Here is a 17,950-nt window from a genome sequence, read left to right on the forward strand (position 1 = left end):
AAACAGAACCTGGGGCGATCGGGTGTGGCGATGCTTGACCAGCCGCGGCTGATCGCGCAGCGTGATCACCATGCCGTCCGCGAATCCCGCCGGGAACCGCCGCCGTGCCCGCCGGCCGGATCTGCGCGCGCTGCGTGCCGCGCTGCCCGAGCCGGTCCAGGAGGTCGTCACCGCCTACGAGCGGCATCTGAGCCTCGAGCGGGGCCTCTCCGCGCACACGGTGCGCGCGTACGTCGGCGATGCGGTGTCCCTGCTGGGTTTCGTCACCGGTGCGGGCGACGAGAAGGCGCCGGATCGGGAACTCGCGGCGTTGGACATCGGTGCGCTGCGGGGGTGGCTGGCCCGGCAGCACACCGAGGGAGCCAGCCGGACGACGCTGGCCCGTCGTGCGGCCTCCGCACGGACGTTCACGGCGTGGGCACACCGGCGTGGCGATCTGGGTGCCGATCCCGGCGGACGGCTCGCGGCCCCGCGCGCGCATCGCACCCTGCCCGGAGTTCTCCGTGCCGAGCAGGCGGGCGAGGTGATGCGGGCGTCGGAGGCGGGCGCCGCCGAACGGGATCCGGTGGCGTTGCGGGATCGCGCGGTGCTGGAGCTGCTCTACGCCACCGGGATCCGGGTTTCCGAGCTGTGCGGTCTCGACGTCGCCTCGGCCGACTTCTCCCGTCGTGTCGTGACGGTGCTGGGCAAGGGCGGGAAGGAACGCGTGGTGCCGTTCGGGGTACCCGCGGCCGAAGCCGTCCGCGCCTGGCTGGACGAGGGACGGCCCGAGCTCGTCGCCACGGCGGGGGAGGAGGCGCTCTTCCTGGGCGTGCGGGGCAAGCGGCTGGACCCTCGGACCGCCCGGCGGGTGGTGCACGACGCCGTCGGGTCGGTACCGGGAGCCCTCGATATGGGCCCCCACGGCCTGCGGCATTCGGCGGCCACCCATCTGCTGGAAGGCGGCGCCGATCTCAGGAGCGTTCAGGAACTGCTCGGTCACGCTACGCTTGCCACGACGCAGCTCTACACTCATGTGACCGTCGACCGGTTGAAGGCGATCCATGATCGAGCACATCCGCGGGCCTGAGAAGGCCGGCGGGGGTTCGGTCGGACCGTCGGCGCCGGAACCGGCGGCGCACGCGCATCCGCACGAGCACGGAGACCATACTGAGCCGCATGTCGAGAACGACGGTGCAATGACCGCGGGATCTCATGTCACCGAAGCCGCCGGGGTGACCGCTCACGGCGCCGGGGACGTCGTCGCAGACGGCCGTCCCGGCTATGACGTGGACGCGGGCATCCAGGCTCTGTGGCGGCAGTTCGCCGACACCCCGGACCAGGCGTCGCGGGACAGGCTGGTGCTGCACTACGCGCCGCTGGTCAAGTACGTCGCGGGCCGGGTCGGCACCGGGCTGCCCACCCACGTCGACGTCGGTGATCTGGTCCAGTCGGGCATCTTCGGGCTCGTCGACGCGATCGAGAAGTTCGATCCCGACCGGGGCCTGCGGTTCGAGACGTATGCGATGCAACGGATCCGCGGTGCGATCCTGGACGATCTGCGGTCCCAGGACTGGGTGCCCCGCGCGGTGCGCAGCAAGGCGAAGGAGGCCGAGCGGGCCCTCGAACGGCTCGGTGCGCGGCTGCACCGCACCCCGACCGACGCCGAACTCGCCACGGAACTCGGCATCACCGTCGACGATCTGCGTGATTTCTACGGCCAGCTCCAGCTCACCAGCGTCGTCGCGCTCGAAGACCTCGTCGCGGCGGGCAAGGACAGCGGCTCGCTCGTCGACTCGCTGCCCGACGACGACGCGGTCGACCCGGTGGCGGTCCTCGTGGACCAGGACAACCGGCGGCAGCTCGCGCAGGCGATCGCGCAGCTGACCGAGCGGGACAAGATCGTCGTGAGCCTCTACTACTTCGAGAGCCTGACGCTCGCGGAGATCGGCAAGGTGCTGGGGGTGACCGAGTCGCGGGTCAGCCAGCTGCACACCCGGGCCGTCATGCGCCTGCGGGCCAAACTCGTCGAACAGTCGAATCCCTAGCGTCCTCGGGGGAAAGAGCGTCTTCCCGCGAAAAGTACGGCTTCAGCCGGATTTCGCCCTGTTCACCGGTGAGCGCGAGCGGGTCCAGATACTCGTGGCCCCGGCGGACGCCCCAGTGCAGGCACGCGGCCACTGTGCAACCGGGATGCCCGGCGACGACGGTGCCCAGCGGCTGGCCGCGATAGACCTGCTCACCCGCCGACACCGATGGGGTGACGGGTTCGTAGGTGGTGCGGAGGCCGCCGTCGTGGTCGACGGAGACGACACCCCGCCCGGCGAGCACACCGGCGAAGACGACGACGCCCTCGGCAGCGGTGAGTACTTGCTGGCCGGGTGCGGCGGCGAGATCGACACCGCGGTGGCCCGGGCCGAACGGGGTGCCGGGCGCGTCGAAGTATCTGGTCACCTTCGGGACCGGGGACAGCGGCCAGGACAGCCGTGGCCCGGCTTTCGACGCGGCGGTGGCAGGGGGCGCGACGAGCCCGGCGAACCCGAGGAACAGGGCCACGAGCAGGGCGAACATCGGCCGCAGCCGGATGCGGGGGCAGGTGGATGCGGTCATGGCTCCCAGGGTGTCGGGTACGTGGCGGGCAGGGAGGCGGCGCCGGAAATCTGTGGACAACCGGACCCGTTGTGGACAACCGGGCCGGATCGGGCCGCCGGTGGGGATAGGGCTGGTGGCAGGGGGTAGAATCAATTCAGCGGTTCGCGTGAGCGGACTGACTTCGCGTGCACGTGCGCGTCCACCGGCAGTCTCTTCAGCCGGACGAATGAGGACGCACGGCGCCCGGCGGTCCCTGGGGTTTTCACCACGGGGTCCGGGTTCCGGCACTGCACCAGGGCGAGCGGCCACCCGGCCGATCGCGACAAAACCGAGCAGCGTGCCGGCACGACCACCGGCGCGCACGACACAGAAGAGGTGTGATTCCGGCAATGGCCGTCGTCACCATGAAGCAGCTGCTCGACAGCGGCGTGCACTTCGGGCACCAGACCCGTCGGTGGAACCCGAAGATGAAGCGCTACATCTTCACCGAGCGCAACGGCATCTACATCATCGACCTGCAGCAGACGCTGAGCTACATCGACCGTGCCTTCGAGTTCATCAAGGAGACCGTCGCGCACGGCGGCACGATCATGTTCGTCGGCACGAAGAAGCAGGCGCAGGAGGCCATCGCCAACGAGGCCACCCGCGTCGGCATGCCGTACGTGAACCAGCGCTGGCTCGGCGGCATGCTGACCAACTTCCAGACCGTGCACAAGCGTCTCCTGCGCCTCAAGGAGCTCGAGGCCCAGGAGCAGACCGGTGGCTTCGCCGGTCTCACCAAGCGCGAGATCCTGACGCTGACCCGCGAGAAGGAAAAGCTGGAGAAGACCCTCGGCGGTATCCGTGACATGGCCAAGGTGCCGAGCGCGGTGTGGATCGTCGACACCAAGAAGGAGCACATCGCCGTCGGCGAGGCTCGCAAGCTCAACATCCCGGTCGTCGCGATCCTCGACACCAACTGCGACCCGGACGAGGTCGACTACCCGATCCCGGGCAACGACGACGCGATCCGGTCCGCCGCGCTGCTGACCAAGGTCGTCGCCGAGGCCGCCGCCGCCGGTCTGATGGCCCGTTCCAGCCGCAACGGCGCTTCGGCCGACGCGAAGCCGGAGCCGGGTGTCGCCTCGGACGAGCCGCTGGCCGAGTGGGAGAAGGAGCTGCTCGCCGGCGCCGAGAACGCCGGCGCGGACAACGCTGCCGCCGCCGCGGACACGACCGAGGCCGCCAAGGCCGAGGCCGAGCAGGCCACCGCCTCCTCCTGACGCTCCGTGCCCGTGCGGCCGGCCGCCCCGGCCGCACGGGTTTCGACCCCCGCACAAAGATTTCACGTACCTGAAAAAGGACGGATTACGCACGATGGCGAACTACACCGCCGCTGACGTGAAGCGCCTGCGCGAGATGACCGGCGCCGGCATGATGGACTGCAAGAAGGCGCTCGAGGAGAACGAGGGCGACTTCGACAAGGCTGTCGAGTTCCTGCGCATCAAGGGTGCCAAGGACGTCGGCAAGCGCGCCGAGCGCGCCACCGCCGAGGGCCTCGTCACCGGTGACGGTGGCGTGCTGATCGAGCTGGACTCCGAGACCGACTTCGTCGCCAAGAACGACGACTTCCAGCAGCTGGCCGCCCGGATCGTCGAGGTCGCCAAGGGCCTCAAGACCAGCGACGTCGAGGCGCTGAAGGCGGCCGACCTGGACGGCAAGCCGGTCAACGAGGTCGTGCAGGAGCTGTCGGCCCGCATCGGCGAGAAGCTGGAGCTGCGCAGGGTCGTGGCCTTCGAGGGCAAGACCGCGACCTACCTGCACCGCCGCGGCTCGGACCTGCCCCCCGCCGTGGGCGTGCTGGTCGAGTTCACCGGTGACGACGTCGACGCCGCCCGCGGCGCCGCCATGCAGGTCGCCGCGCTGCGCGCGAAGTACCTGACCCGCGAGGAGGTGCCGGCCGAGATCATCGAGAACGAGCGCCGCATCGCCGACCAGACCGCCCGCGAGGAAGGCAAGCCGGAGCAGGCGCTGCCGAAGATCGTCGAGGGCAAGGTCAACGCCTACTACAAGGACAACGTCCTGCTCGAGCAGCCGTCGGTCAAGGACAACAAGAAGACCGTGAAGGCCTTGCTGGACGAGGCGGGCGTGACCCTGACCCGGTTCGCCCGGTTCGAGGTCGGCCAGGCCTGATCGAAGCCGTACGGCTAGGGTTGACGCCGCCTCCGCGGGAGAGAGTACGTCTGCGGAGTTCGACACCACTGTGCCCCGTCTCCGCTCATCGGGGACGGGGCACAGGTGGGTCTGGCGGGATTCGCGAAGCGGGTCCATGAGCACACAACAGGAGGCGCGTGAGAATGGGTGACCGGGTCGAGGGCGGCTATCGGCGGGTGCTGCTGAAGCTGGGCGGCGAGATGTTCGGTGGTGGTTCCATCGGCGTCGACCCGGATGTGGTGCACTCGGTCGCCCGGCAGATCGCCGCGGTCGCGCGGACCGGGGTCCAGATCGCCGTGGTCATCGGCGGCGGCAACTACTTCCGCGGCGCCGAGCTGTCCCAGCGTGGCATGGACCGCGATCGCGCCGACTACATGGCGATGCTCGGCACCGTGATGAACTGCTTGGCGCTGCAGGACTTCCTCGAGAAGGAGGGCCTGCCCACCCGCGTGCAGACCGCGATCACCATGGGCCAGGTCGCCGAGCCCTACATCCCGCGCCGTGCCGAGCGGCACCTGGAGAAGGGCCGCGTCGTCATCTTCGGCGCCGGGGTCGGCATGCCCTACTTCTCCACCGACACGGCGGCCGCCCAGCGCGCGCTCGAGCTCGGCTGCGAGGCGGTCCTGATGGCCAAGGCCGTCGACGGGGTCTACACCGCCGACCCGAAGAGCGACCCGAGTGCCAAGATGTTCCACGAGATCAGCCACCGCGAGGTGCTCGAGCGGGATCTCAAGGTCGCCGACGCCACCGCGTTCAGCCTCTGCATGGACAACAACATGCCGATCATCGTGTTCAACCTGCTCACCGAGGGGAACATCGCCCGTGCGGTCAGTGGTGAGAGGATCGGCACCCTGGTCAGTACCCCCGCTGACGGGGTATCGGCCTAGACCTGCTGGGATCTATCGCAGCGCCCACCATCACAACCACCGGGAGTAGCCGTGATCGACGAGACCCTCCTCGACGCCGAGGAGAAGATGGAAAAAGCGGTGTCCGTCGCGAAGGAGGACCTGACGTCGGTACGCACCGGCCGGGCCACCCCGTCGATGTTCTCGCGCATCGTCGTCGAGTACTACGGTGCGCCGACCCCGCTGAACCAGCTCGCCAGCGTGAACGTCCCCGAGGCCCGGATGGCGCTGATCAAGCCTTACGACACGACCCAGCTGGCCGCGATCGAGAAGGCGATCCGCGAGTCCGACCTCGGTGTCAACCCGAGCAACGACGGCAACGTGATCCGCATCGTCATCCCGCAGCTCACCGAGGAGCGGCGCAAGGAGATGGTGAAGGTCGCCAAGGGCAAGGGTGAGGACGCCCGCGTCTCCATCCGCAGCATCCGTCGTAAGGCGAAGGAAGAGCTGGACCGTATCAAGAAGGACGGCGAGGCGGGTGAGGACGAGGTCGTGCACGCGGAGAAGGAGCTGCAGAACCTCACCGACACCTACGTGCACCAGGTCGACGACCTGGTGAAACACAAGGAAGCCGAGCTGCTCGAGGTCTGATGGCACAGGTGAGCGAGGAGCGCGAGGACCGGGTGGACACCCCGGAACCCGAGCCGGATCCGGTGGAGCAGCCGGAACCGCCGAAGAAGGTTTCCAAAGCAGGCCGCAATCTCCCCGCGGCCATCGCCGTCGGCGTGGTGCTGGGCGCGGCGATCATCGTTTCCTTGCTCACCGTCCGTCATCTGTTCATCGGCATCGTGGCCATCGCGATCGGCGTCGGCACCGTCGAGCTCGCCGGGGCACTGCGCCGGGCCGCGGACATCCGGGTCGCGCTCGTCCCGGTGCTCGTCGGCGGGCAGGCGATGATCTGGCTCGCCTGGCCGTTCGGCCGCGAGGGCATGATCACCGCGTTCGTGCTGACGGTGCTGGCGTGTCTGTTGTGGCGGCTGCCCGGCGGTGCGCAGGGCTACCTGCGGGACATCGGTGCCTCGGTGTTCGCCGCCGCGTACCTCCCGCTGTTCGGCGCGTTCGCGGCGATGCTCGTCGACCCCGGCGACGGCGTCGGCCGGGTACTCACCTTCATGATCTGCGTCGTCGCCTCCGACACCGGCGGCTACATCGCCGGTGTCCTCGGCGGGAAACACCCGATGGCACCGTCCATCAGCCCGAAGAAGACCTGGGAGGGCTTCGCCGGGTCGATGGTCGCGGGCCTGGTCGCCGGCGCGCTGTCGCTCAGCCTGCTGCTGAACGGCCACGCCTGGCAGGGCATGCTGTTCGGCGTGGCGGTCGTGCTGACCGCGACGCTCGGCGACCTCGTCGAGTCGCTCATCAAGCGTGACCTCGGGATCAAGGACATGGGCACGATGCTGCCCGGCCACGGCGGGCTGATGGACCGCCTGGACTCCTTGCTGCCCTCGGCGGTCGTTTCCTGGCTGCTGCTTTCGGCGTTCGTCCCCACTCCCTGAGCCCGTTCCGCGGGCAGGGAAGGGGATTTTTCGGCGATCGCCGAACCGTTCCGGCGGTTCACTGAAGGCATGATCACCGAGACCACACCGCAGGCACCGGCCCGGCTCGCGCTCACCGCGGTCTGCCTCGGCTTCTTCATGATCACGCTGGACGCGACGATCGTGAACCTCGCGCTCCCGGCGATCAGCGCCGACTACGCCGAACCGTCCACGGCCGCGCTGCAATGGGTCGTCGACGCCTACACGGTGACGCTCGCGGCGTTCCTGCTCACCTGGGGCGCGGCGGGGGACCGCTGGGGTGCGCGGCGGGTGTTCGAGGCGGGCGTCGCCGTGTTCGTCCTCGCCTCGATCGCTTGTGCCGCAGCGGGTTCACTGCCCTGGCTGATCGCCGCCCGCGCGGTGCAGGGTGCCGGGGCCGCGGCGTTGCTGCCCTCGTCGCTGGCGCTCATCGCGCATCAGTTTCCCGACGCCGGCGCGCGGGCACGAGCACTGGGCGTATGGGGCGGGATGAGCGGGATCGGGCTCGCCGCGGGGCCGCTGCTGGGCGGGCTCGCGGTGGGGCTGGCCGACTGGCGGCTGGTGTTCGCGGTCAACGTCCCGGTCGGGTTGCTCGCGATCGTGCTGACGCGCCGCGCGGTGACCGAGACGCCGTTGCGGGCGCGCACACGCATCGACGGTATGGGCCAGGTTTTCGGCACGGCCGCGCTGGCGTGCCTCGTGGCCGGGTTCATCGAGTCGGGCCATGCCGGGTGGCTTGCCGCCCCGACGCTCGTGCTGCTGGGGGCCGGGGTGGTATGCGGTGCGCTTTTCGTTGTCGTGGAACGGATCGTGCCCGCGCCGGTGCTTCCGCCGGGTGCGCTGCGCGTACGGAACTTCGCGGTCGCGACCCCGAACGGCGGTCTGTTCAACTTCGGCATGTACGGCGCATTGTTCTGCCTCGCGCTGTTCCTGCAACGGGTGTGGACACTGGGCGCGCTGCCCGCGGGGCTGGCGCTGGTGCCGCTGACCGCAGTGGTCGGGATCAACGCGTTCTTCTCCGGCAGGCTCACCAGCCGGTTCGGCGCGCGCCTCCCGATCGTCGCCGGTGCGCTGGCCGGGCTCGCCGGTTCGATCGGGTTCGCGCTGCTGCCCGCCGGCCGGTCGGTGCTCGTGCTGATCGTCTTCTCGGCGATCTACGGCTGCTGCTCGCTGGCGATGCCCGCGATGACGTCGGTGGCGATGAACGCGTTGCCGGACAAGGCAGGACTCGCCGCCGGGGTACTCAACGCGTCACGGCAGACCGGCGGTGCTGTCGGTGTCGCGCTCGTCGGAGGCCTGCTTCCCGGCACGGCCATGTGGCTGGTCGCGGCCGGGTACGTCGTGATCGCGTTGCTCGCTCTCGGCGTCCGGCGATAGCAAAGGTCCCTTGCTCCCGCCGCGCGGGATCAGTCGTCGTAGGGGTCGTCGACCTCGGCGCTGCCCCAGGTCTCGGCCGCGCGCGAGTGGTCGATCACCGCGAACACCGAACCGTCCGGGTCGGCGAGGATCGCCACTCGGCCGAACGGGGTGTCGTAGGGCTCGATGACGACGGCGCCGCCGAGGGCGAGTGCGTCGGCGGCCGCGGCGTCACTGCCGCGGACCGGGTCGACGTCGAAGTAGACGAGCCAGTGCGGGGGAGTGTCGCGGCGGTATTCCGGGCCCATGACGTAGCGGTAGAGCACGGGCTCGTGCTCTACCATCCATTCCGCGTAGTCCATCGACTCGCCGTCGCCGATCTGATGGCTCGAGTACGTGAACAGCTTGCAGTAGAAGTGATCGGCGGACGCGCCGTCGTGGGTGTTGAGGTCGGCGCCGCTGAAGGTGTTGGGGCGTCCGGTCGCGAACTGCCAGTCCGGCGGAACCTCCCACAGCACCAGCGGTGCGCCGCAGGCGTCGATCACGTGCAGGATCGCGCCGCGATGGGGAATCGGGAGCGGCCCGAGCGTCACCCGGCCGCCGAGGTGGACGACCCACTCCGCGGCGCTCGCGGTGTGCGGCACCGCCAGATGCGGGACCCAGCCTTGCGGGCTCTGGGCGCTCGCGCGGTACAGACCGCTGGCCTGGATCCCGCCGGAGGTCGCGATGGAGTAGCGCCGGTCCGGCGTCGCCGGGTCCCGTTTGGTCGTGTACTGCCAGCCGAAGAGCCCGCTGTAGAACCGTTGCGCCGCGGCCTCGTCCTGGCAGCCGAGCTCGATCCAGCAGGGAAGCCCGGTGGCGACCGGGGATGGTGGGCTGGGCGGACCTGACGGCATACTGGGTCTCCCTCCGGGCTTCGGTGGAGTCTAGAGGGGTCGCATAAGTTTTTCGCCAAGTTTCGATGCCGGAAGATCGAGGATCCTCCTGCCGACTACCGGAAAGGGAGATCCGAAGTGCGGTGGTTGCCCCGGTCCGTGGCGCAGGCCCGGCGGTCCGAGGTCGTGCCGAGCCCGAACATCTGGTACTACCAGCGGGCTTACGAGGTGGAGAACCGTGCGCAGGACATCGACGGCGAGATCTGGCGGGTGCTGCGCGAGGAGTACGACTGGGCCGGCCGTGACGTGCTCGACGTGGGCTGCGGCGACGGTTTCCATTTGCCGTACTTCGCCCGCGACGCTCGTTCCGTGCTCGGTGTCGAGCCCCACGAACCGCTCGCCCGCGACGCCGCCGAACGGGTGCGGGACCTGGCGAACGCCGAGGTCCGGCAGGGCCGGGCGCAACGGCTTCCCGTCGGCGACGCCTGCGTGGACGTGGTGCACGCGCGCACCGCGTACTTCTTCGGGCCGGGCTGCGAGCCGGGGCTCCGCGAAGCCGAACGCGTGCTGCGGCCGGGTGGCGCGATCCTGATCGTGGACCTCGACGTCACCAGCGATCCGTACGGGAGCTGGATGCGTGAGGATCTGCCGGCCTACGACCCGCCCGCCGTCGAGCGGTTCTTCGACCGGGCGGGGTTCCGGTGCCGCCGGGTGGCGACGCGCTGGCGGTTCGAAGACGCCGCCGCGATGGAGTCAGTGCTGAAGATCGAGTTCAGCGCGAAGGTCGCGGCGCGGGCGATCGCCGAGGTGCATCGCCGCAACGCCAGGGAATTCCACGCCGGGAGCGCGGAAATGACGCTGCCGGTGGGCTATCGCGTCCATGTGCGCGTCAAGCCCACCGGCCTCGCCTTGCCCGGTCACTCGGCCGCCGCCGGGGACTCGGGTGCGTCCTCTTCGACCTCACCCAAAATGGCGTAGATCGAGCGACGCGCTTCGTTCAGCACGTCCGCCGCGCGGGCCTGCTGGCTCTCGGAACCGGCGCGCATCACCTGGACGACCGCGGCGGCCAGTCCGGCGCCCGCCTTGCGGAGCCCGACCTCGTTCGGGTCGACGTCGTGGGCGATGTGCTCCCACGGCGGCGTGGAGTCCTGCCGCTCGGCGGCGGCGCGGCCCTCGTCGGTCAGCTCGAAGAGCTTCTTGCCGTGCTCGTCCTTGCTGAGGACGAGTCCTTCGTCGGCCAGCATCTGCAGCGTCGGATAGACCGAGCCGGGGCTCGGCTTCCAGAAGCCGCCGCTGCGTTCGCCGATTTCCCGGATGATCTCGTAGCCGTGCCGGGGCTGCTCCGCGAGCAGCGCCAGGATCGCGGCCCGGACGTCGCCGCGCCTGCTGCGCCGTCCGCCTCCCCGCCGTCCACGCGAGCCGTGCCCGCGCCCCGGGGGGAAGTCGCCGAAGCCGCCACGGGCCCACGGCCCGAAGTCCGCCCGGCCACGTTCGCGAGGGAATCGTTGGTGTCGTCTCATGATCTGAGTCCTTTCTCGAAGTATTCCGACACGTTCACGATATATCGGAACCTGTCGTTTGGCAACATCGATGGTGTGACGTGGCCCGCAACGCCCGGCATGGGACACTGGACGTGCTATGACTGCCCTCCCCCTCGTCTTCGACGCGCCCAAGCGCGGCCTCCCGCCGCGCCACCTCGCCGACCTCTCGGCCACCGAACGCGCCGAGGCCGTGGCCGCGCTCGGTGAGAAGCCGTTCCGCGCCAAGCAGCTCTCCAACCACTACTTCGCCCGCCTCACCGTCGACCCCGAGGCGATGACCGACATCCCGGCCGCGGCCCGGCAACGGCTCGTCGGCGAGCTCATGCCGCCGCTGCTGACCGAGGTCCGCGCGCTCACCACGGACGAGGGCACCACGCGCAAGACCCTGTGGCGCGCGCACGACGGCACGCTGCTGGAGAGCGTCCTGATGCGCTACCCGGACCGCGCGACGCTGTGCATCTCGAGCCAGGCCGGCTGTGGCATGGCCTGCCCCTTCTGCGCGACCGGCCAGGGCGGTCTCGATCGCAACCTGTCGACGGCGGAGATCGTCGACCAGGTCCGCTCCGCGGCAGCGGTCATGCGCGACGGCCTCATGCCCGGCGGCCCCGGCCGCCTGTCGAACATCGTCTTCATGGGCATGGGCGAGCCCCTCGCCAACTACAAGCGGGTGGTGGCCGCGGTGCGCCGGATCACGGACCCCGCGCCGTCGGGTTTGGGGATCTCGCAGCGTTCGGTGACGGTGTCGACGGTGGGCCTTGCTCCGGCGATCCGGAAGCTGGCGGACGAGAAGATGCAGGTGCGGCTGGCGGTTTCGTTGCACACTCCGGATGACGAGCTGCGGGACACGCTGGTGCCGGTGAACAACCGGTGGTCGGTGGACGAGGTTCTTTCGGCCGCGCGGTACTACGCGGACACGTCGGGTCGGCGGGTGTCGATCGAGTACGCGTTGATCCGGGACATCAACGATCAGCCTTGGCGCGCCGAGCTTCTGGCGAAGCGGCTGCGGAAGCACCTCGGCCAGCTGGTCCACGTCAACGTCATTCCGTTGAACCCGACGCCGGGTTCGAAGTGGGACGCGTCGCCGAAGCCGGTGGAGCGGGAGTTCGTGCGGCTGGTCAACGCCGGGGGAGTGGCGTGCACGGTGCGGGACACCCGTGGCCAGGAGATCGCGGCCGCCTGCGGCCAGCTGGCAGCCGAAGGCTGAGTTATGCGTTTCGCTGTGGAGAGTTCGTCGTGATGTATGCCCCCAGCCTGCTGGACCCGGCTGCGGAGGAGCTCCGGCTCGCGGACGTGTGCGGTCGCGGAGCTACAGAAGTCGTTCGCGAAGCGCGGACGCTGCTGGGTGACCGGTTTAGCTCAGTGACGTTCGTGTACGTGTTGATGCGTGCCTTCGAGGTGGAGTACGCGGCGGCGTGCGACGCGGCGCGGTGGCATGAGTTCCACGGTGGGCCGCGAGCGTTGTCGGACGCTGATCTGGAGAAGGTGCTCGGTCCGTGGCTTGAGCGTTGACCACAGACCCCCGTCCGGCTGGAGACTGCCACGGCGTGCCATCCGCTCGCAGTCGAACGCTGAGCGAGGTTCGTACATCGCCGATGCCTCTGCGATACGGTGGATATCGTCAAAATCGGGCATCGACGAACGGAGTACCTTGTCGTGCGCTCCATCCCGCCTGAATTCGTCGTCCCCTATAGCGCCTTCGCGTTTCCGGAAAGTGCTGTTTCGCCGCATGGTGAGTTGAGGTTTACGGTAGACGATCTCGCGCATGCGCTGTTCACGACCGGTCGAGCGCCGGGTGACCGCTTGGCTCGTGGCGCTGCGTCGGTGTACGAGTGGCTGCACCGAACTTCGCTCATTCCGGCCGACATTCGGCGGGACGCGGCAACGTTCGGATCTGTTCGGCCGGGCTCCGAATGGCTGGGTTGTCGCGGAAGCAAAGGGGCGGTCCGGTGCGGCGTCTCACGGCCTGAGGCAAAAACTTGAGCAGCAGAAACGGTCGGTGGCGCTCATTGCCGGTGAGGGTCCTTGGCCGGCGTTGGGTTGTGTCGCTTCATTTCCTCGTCGTGCGGGATCGATGAGACTGGATGCCTTCGACCCGGAGGTGGACGGCGACGAGCCGGTTGAATTTTCCGTGACCCGCGATCGCGTCGTTCTGGCTTATTACCTTCCGTTCTTGAGGGCTGTGGAACTTGGTGGACGAGAAGTCGATGGTGCGTTCAGCTCGGCCAGGTTCGGTTGCCGCGCTCGCTTGCTGACCGTCTCAGGGGTGCGGAGCAGGGAGAGAGATCAGTGGGCTGGGTGAGGACGTGCGCACCTTGCTGCATCAACCGCGAGCCTGGCGTGTTCTCGGACGGCACAGTCGTCGAGGCGGATTGGCAGGACGCCTTGCGGCTCACGGACTGGGGTTCGTTCGAAGGCTGAATCCGCGCCGGACGGCTCAGGGCCGGCGTAGCTGCGACAGGCCCGACTTTGGAATCCCTGTGCGTAGCCATCGTTCGTTGGATGAAAGGACTCTGACACCTCCCGCTCAGGCGGGAACGGCCTTCAGCGACTCGGAGAGTGTGACCAGTTCGCGGACGTCGTCGTCCAGGCCGTCGCCGTCGGGCAAGGCGACGGGCATTCCCTCCTGCGGCACCGCTTCGCGGCGGGCGTGGGCGCGCAGCGCTTCGGTGAGCCTGTTGGCCAGTGAGCCGTCGTCGCCGAGAGGGGCGAGGTACGGGCTGACCCGGACCAGCCCGTCCCGGCATTCGATGACCCGCCGGTAGTACCGGCGATGCACGCCGCGAAGGCTCAGCGCATCCCGCCACGGGGCGACTCGCACCCGGCTCAGCGCGTCCTCCGGGAACGCCTCGTGCAGTCGTGTCCACAGTGGACCAAGGCGATGGTACATCCGCAGGTGCTGCCACCACACCCTGGCCGCGGCCACCCGGGTGGCGACACCGGGGTAGGACAGCCCGACGACGAGCAGGATCGCGCTCGGGAACACCAGGAAGACCGTGGCCTGCACCAGCAGCCAGGGGATCGTCGCACCCGCCCAGTGCACGAGCACCACCGCGATCAGCGTCGCCCCGCCCAGCGCGCCGATGGCGAAACCCACGGACGCCACCAGCAGGCCGCGGGCCAGCCGGGGCGAAGCGCCCCGCGCGTAACGTCGTGCGAAGAAGCACGCGCTCGCGATGCCGTAGGTGAGGTACAGATCGGCGGCGAGGTAGAAGACCGAAACCCCGGCGAGAGGGTATTGCCCCGGCGGGACGTCGGGCATGAGCAGCGTGACGGCCGCCATCACCAGGATCGCGGCGCCCAGCGGGATCGCCTCCAGCCAGGCTCGCCGCTTCGCCTGGGCGGCCGGACGCGCCGAGAACAGGAAAAAACAGGCCAGGGTGTAGACCAGTCCGCAGAGCAGGATGTGCTGGAACAGCAGCGGCACGATCGGCCCGGGATCCGGCTGGTTCACGTTGCCCGCCATGAGCCCGAACGGGTAGGAGGCAGCGAAGCAGGCCAGGCAGGCGGTGACCATCCAGCGCGCTACGTCCTTCGGCGCCCGGGTGAGCTGGTAGATCTTCCACAGCAGGGCGGGGTAGAGAATCACCCCTTGGATCACGGTCAGCGTGATGTGGGCGTTCACAGCCAGCCCAGCCTTTCGCCCAGAGCGGTCTCCATCCGCTGCGCGGTGGTCTCGTCCGAGGACTTCGGCGCGACGCGGTCCAGCACGGACGCCCACTCGAGGATGATCGTGGCGACCGTCTCGGCCTCCCGCTCGTGGTCGGTGTCGTAGGAGGTGCGCCGCAGGGCACGCCGGACCGACTCCGGTTCCAGGTCCGGGTAGCGTTCGCGCAGGTCACCGGGCGGGGCGACGTCCGGGGTCAGCTCGGCGACCAGGCTGTCGTCCTCCGCGGTGGTGCTGTGCCCGGCCAGCATGTGGCCCAGTTCGTGCAGGATGATGTGGCACTGGTGGGCCTTGCTCGTGTCCTGCTGGTACACGATGTAGTCGGCCTTGCCGGTGGCGATCCAGGCGCCGAACGGTCCCGGTACCGGGATCCGGTGCGCGATCAGGCGGATCGGGCGGCCTCGCTGGTCGCCGACCTTGCGGCACAGTTCGAGGACGTCGAGCGGTGGCTGGATATCCAGTTCGTTCAGCAGCTTCCTGCAGCGGCGCCGCAACTCGCGTTCCTTCACCGGTCACCCCGCTTTCGTCTCCGACCGTGGCGATCTGTCCACTGTCCGATCGCCGTCGACCTGCGTTCGGTCGTTCGACGTATCGCCGCGCCCGGTCCGTTCGTCACGGTAGACGACGGTGAGCGGGACCTTCAGGGGCGGTTCGACTGAATGACATCGGCCAGCCGGTGCAGTTGCGCGGTGAGTTCGCGCCGTTCCGCTGCGGTGAACTGGCTCAGCGCGCGGCCTTGCCGTTCACGCAGGCTGTCGCGCATCGCGCCGAGGCGGCGGGCGCCGTTCTCGGTGAGGCTGATCAGCACCTGACGTTCGTCGTCGGGGGAGCGGCGCCGGGCGACCACGCCCTTGGTTTCGAGCTGTTTGAGCATGCGGGTGGCGGTCGACACGCTGACTTCGGCGGCGGAGGCGAGCCTGCCGACCGGCAGGCCCAGCTCGTCCGGTGCTTCGGTCAGCGGGTCGAGCAGGGCCAGCTGGGCCAGGGACAGCCCGTCGCCGGCTTGGCCGACGGTCGAGGCCCTGGATCGCCGCATCGCGTAGAACAGCCGGTCGGCGGCCTGCGCCAGTTCCTCGATGCCCGTGGTTCGCATGAGTGTTAGCCTAGCATGTGCAATATTTGGCAAGCTAACTTTTGGGTAGGCAAGGATCATGTCGTCGCGCATCGACGTCCATCAGCACATCGTTCCCCCGGCCTGGGCACGCGTTCTGGACTCGCGCGGCCTGACGTCCGGCGGCTGGGCCATTCCGCCTTGGCACGCGGGCGAAGCGATCGCGATGATGGACCGGCAGCACATCGCCACCGGTGTCCTCTCGGTCACCGCGCCGGGCGTCCACCTCGATCGAGAGCACGACCGCGGGGCACGGGACCTGGCAAGGGCCGTCAACGAATACGGCGCCGAAATGGTGAAGGACCGCCCCGGCCGGTTCGGCTCCTTTGCCTCCGTGCCGCTGCCGGATGTCGACGGCGCTCTCGAAGAGGCCGCCTACGCGCTGGACGTCCTGGGTGCCGACGGCGTGGTGCTGATGTCCAACGCCCACGGGCGTTATCTCGGTGACCCGGACTTCGAACCGTTGTGGGCGGAATTCGACCGGCGCGCGGCCGTCGTGTTCGTCCACCCCGCGCAGTCTCCGATGGATCTGTTGCCCGGAACCCCGGCACCGTTGGTCGACTACGCCTTCGACACGACGCGCACCGCGGTGAACCTGGTGCTGGCCGGCGTGCCGCGCAGGTACCCGGACGTCAAGGTGATCCTGTCCCACGGCGGGGGATTCCTGCCTTACGCGGCATACCGGTTCTCTGGCCTGACCGCCACGGTCGTCGATCCGGATCGCGACGCCGACGACATTCTCCGTGATCTCAAGCGGTTCTACTTCGACACCGCGCTGTCGGCGAGTCCCAGCGCGCTGCCCGCGCTGCTCGCCTTCGCCGAACCCGGGCACGTCCTCTACGGCAGTGACTGGCCCTTCGCTCCGGAGGAAGCGGGCGGCTACTACAACCACTTCCTGGAGACCTACGCCGATTTCGCCGATGGCCAGGCCGCAGCGATCGACCGCGGCAGCGCGGAAGTGTTGTTCCCACGCCTCGCGGAGCGGTGCTAGGAGAGCCGGACGGGGTTCACGATGTCGGCTGTCACGGTCAGCAGCAGCACCGCGCCGCCGAGCAGCACGAGCACGACGGTGACCGCGGAGAGTTTCCCGTAGTCCACCGGTCCTCCCGCGGCCCGGCCGCGCAGTTTCCGCACCCGATCGCGGAGGTGTTCGTACCAGACCACCGCGATGTGCCCGCCGTCCATCGGCAGCAGCGGCAGCAGGTTGAACATGCCCATGAAGAAGTTGAGGCTGGCCAGCAGCAACAGGAACACCGGCCACAGGCCCTGCTCGACAGCCTCGCCGCCGAGCCTGCTCGCACCGACGACGCTGACCGGGGTGTTCGGATCGCGCTCGCCGCCGAAGATCGAGGTGAACACGGCGGGCAGCCGCTGCGGGAACTCGACGATCCGCTGCCAGGTCTGCGCGAACATCTCGCCGGTGAACGAGAGCGCGCCGCCGACGCCGGCGCCCGCGCCGTAGTGGAGCATCTTCGGGAAGGTCACGCCGATCGAGCCGGTCTTGACGATCTCCGGCGGCGCGTTCTTCGGCGCCTTCGCCGCGACGACCGGGCGCTCGACGCGGGGGACGTCCACGACGAGCGGCAGCAGCCTGCCGTCGCGCTCGACCTCGATGGCCGTCGGGCCCGCCGACCGCTGGAGTGCGGCGATGACCTCGGGGTAGGTCGTGGTGGTAGCCCCGCCGACCGACCGGACGACGTCTCCCTCGCGCAGCCCGGCCGCCCTGGCCGGGGCCGCGTCACCGGGCCTGCAGACCGGGTTGCTCACCGCCTCGGCGGTGGTGGCGTCCCGCACGCAGGGGGCCACGGCCGTGATCTCCGGTTTCCCGGTGAGGTTGGGCAGGCCCATGGTGACGGCCATCAGGTACAGCACCACGAAACCCAGGATGAAGTGCGTGATCGACCCGGCCGACATCACCACCGTGCGCTTCCAGGTCTTGAACCGCCACATCGCCCTCGGCGACTCCTCCGGCGTCACCTCATCCAACGCCGTCATCCCCGCGATGTCACAAAACCCACCCAGCGGAATCCACTTCAGCCCATACTCCGTCCCACCCCGCCGGAACGAAAACACCGTCGGCCCATACCCCACGAAAAACCGGCGCACCCGCATCCCGAACACCCGCGCCGACACCATATGCCCCGCCTCATGCAACGCCACCGAGACACAAACTCCCAGCGCGAACAGCACCACCCCGGAAAGGTAAGCGAACACTCCCCG

General features: G+C 69.3%; 19 protein-coding genes. 12 read left to right on the plus strand and 7 right to left on the minus strand.

The annotated features are described in order from the left end of the window. Positions 1–70 precede the first annotated feature (70 nt). A complete protein-coding gene (locus ACFWY9_RS05980; RefSeq protein ID WP_378327318.1) occupies positions 71–1,069 on the plus strand; it encodes a tyrosine recombinase XerC in 999 nt (332 codons plus the stop codon). A gap of 109 nt (positions 1,070–1,178) precedes the next feature. Then, the gene (locus ACFWY9_RS05985; protein WP_378327317.1) at positions 1,179–2,027 is read left to right on the plus strand and encodes a FliA/WhiG family RNA polymerase sigma factor; all 849 of its coding nucleotides are present in this window, start codon (positions 1,179–1,181) and stop codon (positions 2,025–2,027) included. On the opposite strand, the gene ACFWY9_RS05990 is transcribed toward ACFWY9_RS05985, so the two are convergent. Next, positions 1,984–2,589 (minus strand): murein hydrolase activator EnvC family protein, encoded by a 606-nt coding sequence (locus ACFWY9_RS05990; protein ID WP_378327316.1) that lies wholly within the window; start codon positions 2,587–2,589, stop codon positions 1,984–1,986. The two genes, ACFWY9_RS05985 and ACFWY9_RS05990, sit on opposite strands and share 44 nt — an antisense overlap. Before the next feature lie 371 nt (positions 2,590–2,960). Here ACFWY9_RS05990 and rpsB point away from each other — a divergent pair, with 371 nt between their 5' ends. The 6 genes from rpsB (at position 2,961) to ACFWY9_RS06020 (ending at position 8,560) form a co-directional block, all read left to right on the plus strand. Then, a complete protein-coding gene (gene rpsB, locus ACFWY9_RS05995) occupies positions 2,961–3,833 on the plus strand; it encodes a 30S ribosomal protein S2 (RefSeq protein ID WP_378338269.1) in 873 nt (290 codons plus the stop codon). Positions 3,834–3,927: 94 nt separating this feature from the next. Next, complete coding sequence (gene tsf, locus ACFWY9_RS06000; RefSeq protein ID WP_378327314.1) at positions 3,928–4,743, plus strand: translation elongation factor Ts; 816 nt, start codon at positions 3,928–3,930, stop codon at positions 4,741–4,743. 164 nt (positions 4,744–4,907) lie between these two features. Beyond that, on the plus strand, positions 4,908–5,651 hold the full coding sequence (gene pyrH, locus ACFWY9_RS06005) for a UMP kinase (protein WP_378327367.1): 744 nt from the start codon (positions 4,908–4,910) through the stop codon (positions 5,649–5,651). Between the two features lie 51 nt (positions 5,652–5,702). Continuing rightward, positions 5,703–6,260 (plus strand): ribosome recycling factor, encoded by a 558-nt coding sequence (frr, locus tag ACFWY9_RS06010; protein WP_378327313.1) that lies wholly within the window; start codon positions 5,703–5,705, stop codon positions 6,258–6,260. Beyond that, a complete protein-coding gene (locus ACFWY9_RS06015; RefSeq protein ID WP_378327312.1) occupies positions 6,260–7,165 on the plus strand; it encodes a phosphatidate cytidylyltransferase in 906 nt (301 codons plus the stop codon). Before frr ends, ACFWY9_RS06015 begins: the two co-directional genes overlap by 1 nt. 69 nt (positions 7,166–7,234) lie before the next feature. Next, complete coding sequence (locus ACFWY9_RS06020; protein ID WP_378338270.1) at positions 7,235–8,560, plus strand: MFS transporter; 1,326 nt, start codon at positions 7,235–7,237, stop codon at positions 8,558–8,560. 29 nt (positions 8,561–8,589) lie between these two features. On the opposite strand, the gene ACFWY9_RS06025 is transcribed toward ACFWY9_RS06020, so the two are convergent. Next, positions 8,590–9,435, minus strand: a complete 846-nt coding sequence (locus ACFWY9_RS06025) for a VOC family protein (protein WP_378327310.1) — start codon at positions 9,433–9,435, stop codon at positions 8,590–8,592. Between the two features lie 117 nt (positions 9,436–9,552). Between ACFWY9_RS06025 and ACFWY9_RS06030 the strand changes: the two genes are divergently transcribed. Next, entirely contained in the window at positions 9,553–10,392 is an 840-nt protein-coding gene (locus tag ACFWY9_RS06030; RefSeq protein WP_378327309.1) for a class I SAM-dependent methyltransferase, read from the plus strand. On the opposite strand, the gene ACFWY9_RS06035 is transcribed toward ACFWY9_RS06030, so the two are convergent. Beyond that, a complete protein-coding gene (locus ACFWY9_RS06035; RefSeq protein ID WP_378327308.1) occupies positions 10,332–10,934 on the minus strand; it encodes a PadR family transcriptional regulator in 603 nt (200 codons plus the stop codon). The genes ACFWY9_RS06030 and ACFWY9_RS06035 overlap by 61 nt on opposite strands. A gap of 118 nt (positions 10,935–11,052) precedes the next feature. Between ACFWY9_RS06035 and rlmN the strand changes: the two genes are divergently transcribed. Next, on the plus strand, positions 11,053–12,159 hold the full coding sequence (rlmN, locus tag ACFWY9_RS06040; protein ID WP_378338271.1) for a 23S rRNA (adenine(2503)-C(2))-methyltransferase RlmN: 1,107 nt from the start codon (positions 11,053–11,055) through the stop codon (positions 12,157–12,159). A 29-nt stretch (positions 12,160–12,188) separates the two neighbouring features. Continuing rightward, entirely contained in the window at positions 12,189–12,464 is a 276-nt protein-coding gene (locus tag ACFWY9_RS06045) for a hypothetical protein (RefSeq protein ID WP_378327306.1), read from the plus strand. Positions 12,465–13,479: 1,015 nt separating this feature from the next. On the opposite strand, the gene ACFWY9_RS06050 is transcribed toward ACFWY9_RS06045, so the two are convergent. From ACFWY9_RS06050 to ACFWY9_RS06060, 3 genes are all read right to left on the minus strand, one after another. Further along, entirely contained in the window at positions 13,480–14,577 is a 1,098-nt protein-coding gene (locus ACFWY9_RS06050; protein WP_378338272.1) for an MAB_1171c family putative transporter, read from the minus strand. Then, positions 14,574–15,128: a hypothetical protein gene (locus ACFWY9_RS06055; protein ID WP_378327303.1), complete on the minus strand. Its 555-nt coding sequence runs from the start codon at positions 15,126–15,128 to the stop codon at positions 14,574–14,576. The genes ACFWY9_RS06050 and ACFWY9_RS06055 overlap by 4 nt, the downstream gene beginning before the upstream one ends. 131 nt (positions 15,129–15,259) lie before the next feature. Further along, positions 15,260–15,712, minus strand: a complete 453-nt coding sequence (locus tag ACFWY9_RS06060; protein ID WP_378327302.1) for a MarR family winged helix-turn-helix transcriptional regulator — start codon at positions 15,710–15,712, stop codon at positions 15,260–15,262. Positions 15,713–15,770: 58 nt separating this feature from the next. On the opposite strand from ACFWY9_RS06060, the gene ACFWY9_RS06065 reads away from it, so the two are divergent. Then, entirely contained in the window at positions 15,771–16,721 is a 951-nt protein-coding gene (locus tag ACFWY9_RS06065; RefSeq protein WP_378338273.1) for an amidohydrolase family protein, read from the plus strand. Here the strand turns inward: ACFWY9_RS06065 and ACFWY9_RS06070 are convergent. Further along, positions 16,718–17,944: a M50 family metallopeptidase gene (locus tag ACFWY9_RS06070; protein WP_378338274.1), complete on the minus strand. Its 1,227-nt coding sequence runs from the start codon at positions 17,942–17,944 to the stop codon at positions 16,718–16,720. The two genes, ACFWY9_RS06065 and ACFWY9_RS06070, sit on opposite strands and share 4 nt — an antisense overlap. Between the last annotated feature and the right edge of the window lie 6 nt (positions 17,945–17,950).

This window comes from Amycolatopsis sp. NPDC059027 (assembly GCF_042739735.1).
GTDB lineage: Bacteria > Actinomycetota > Actinomycetes > Mycobacteriales > Pseudonocardiaceae > Amycolatopsis.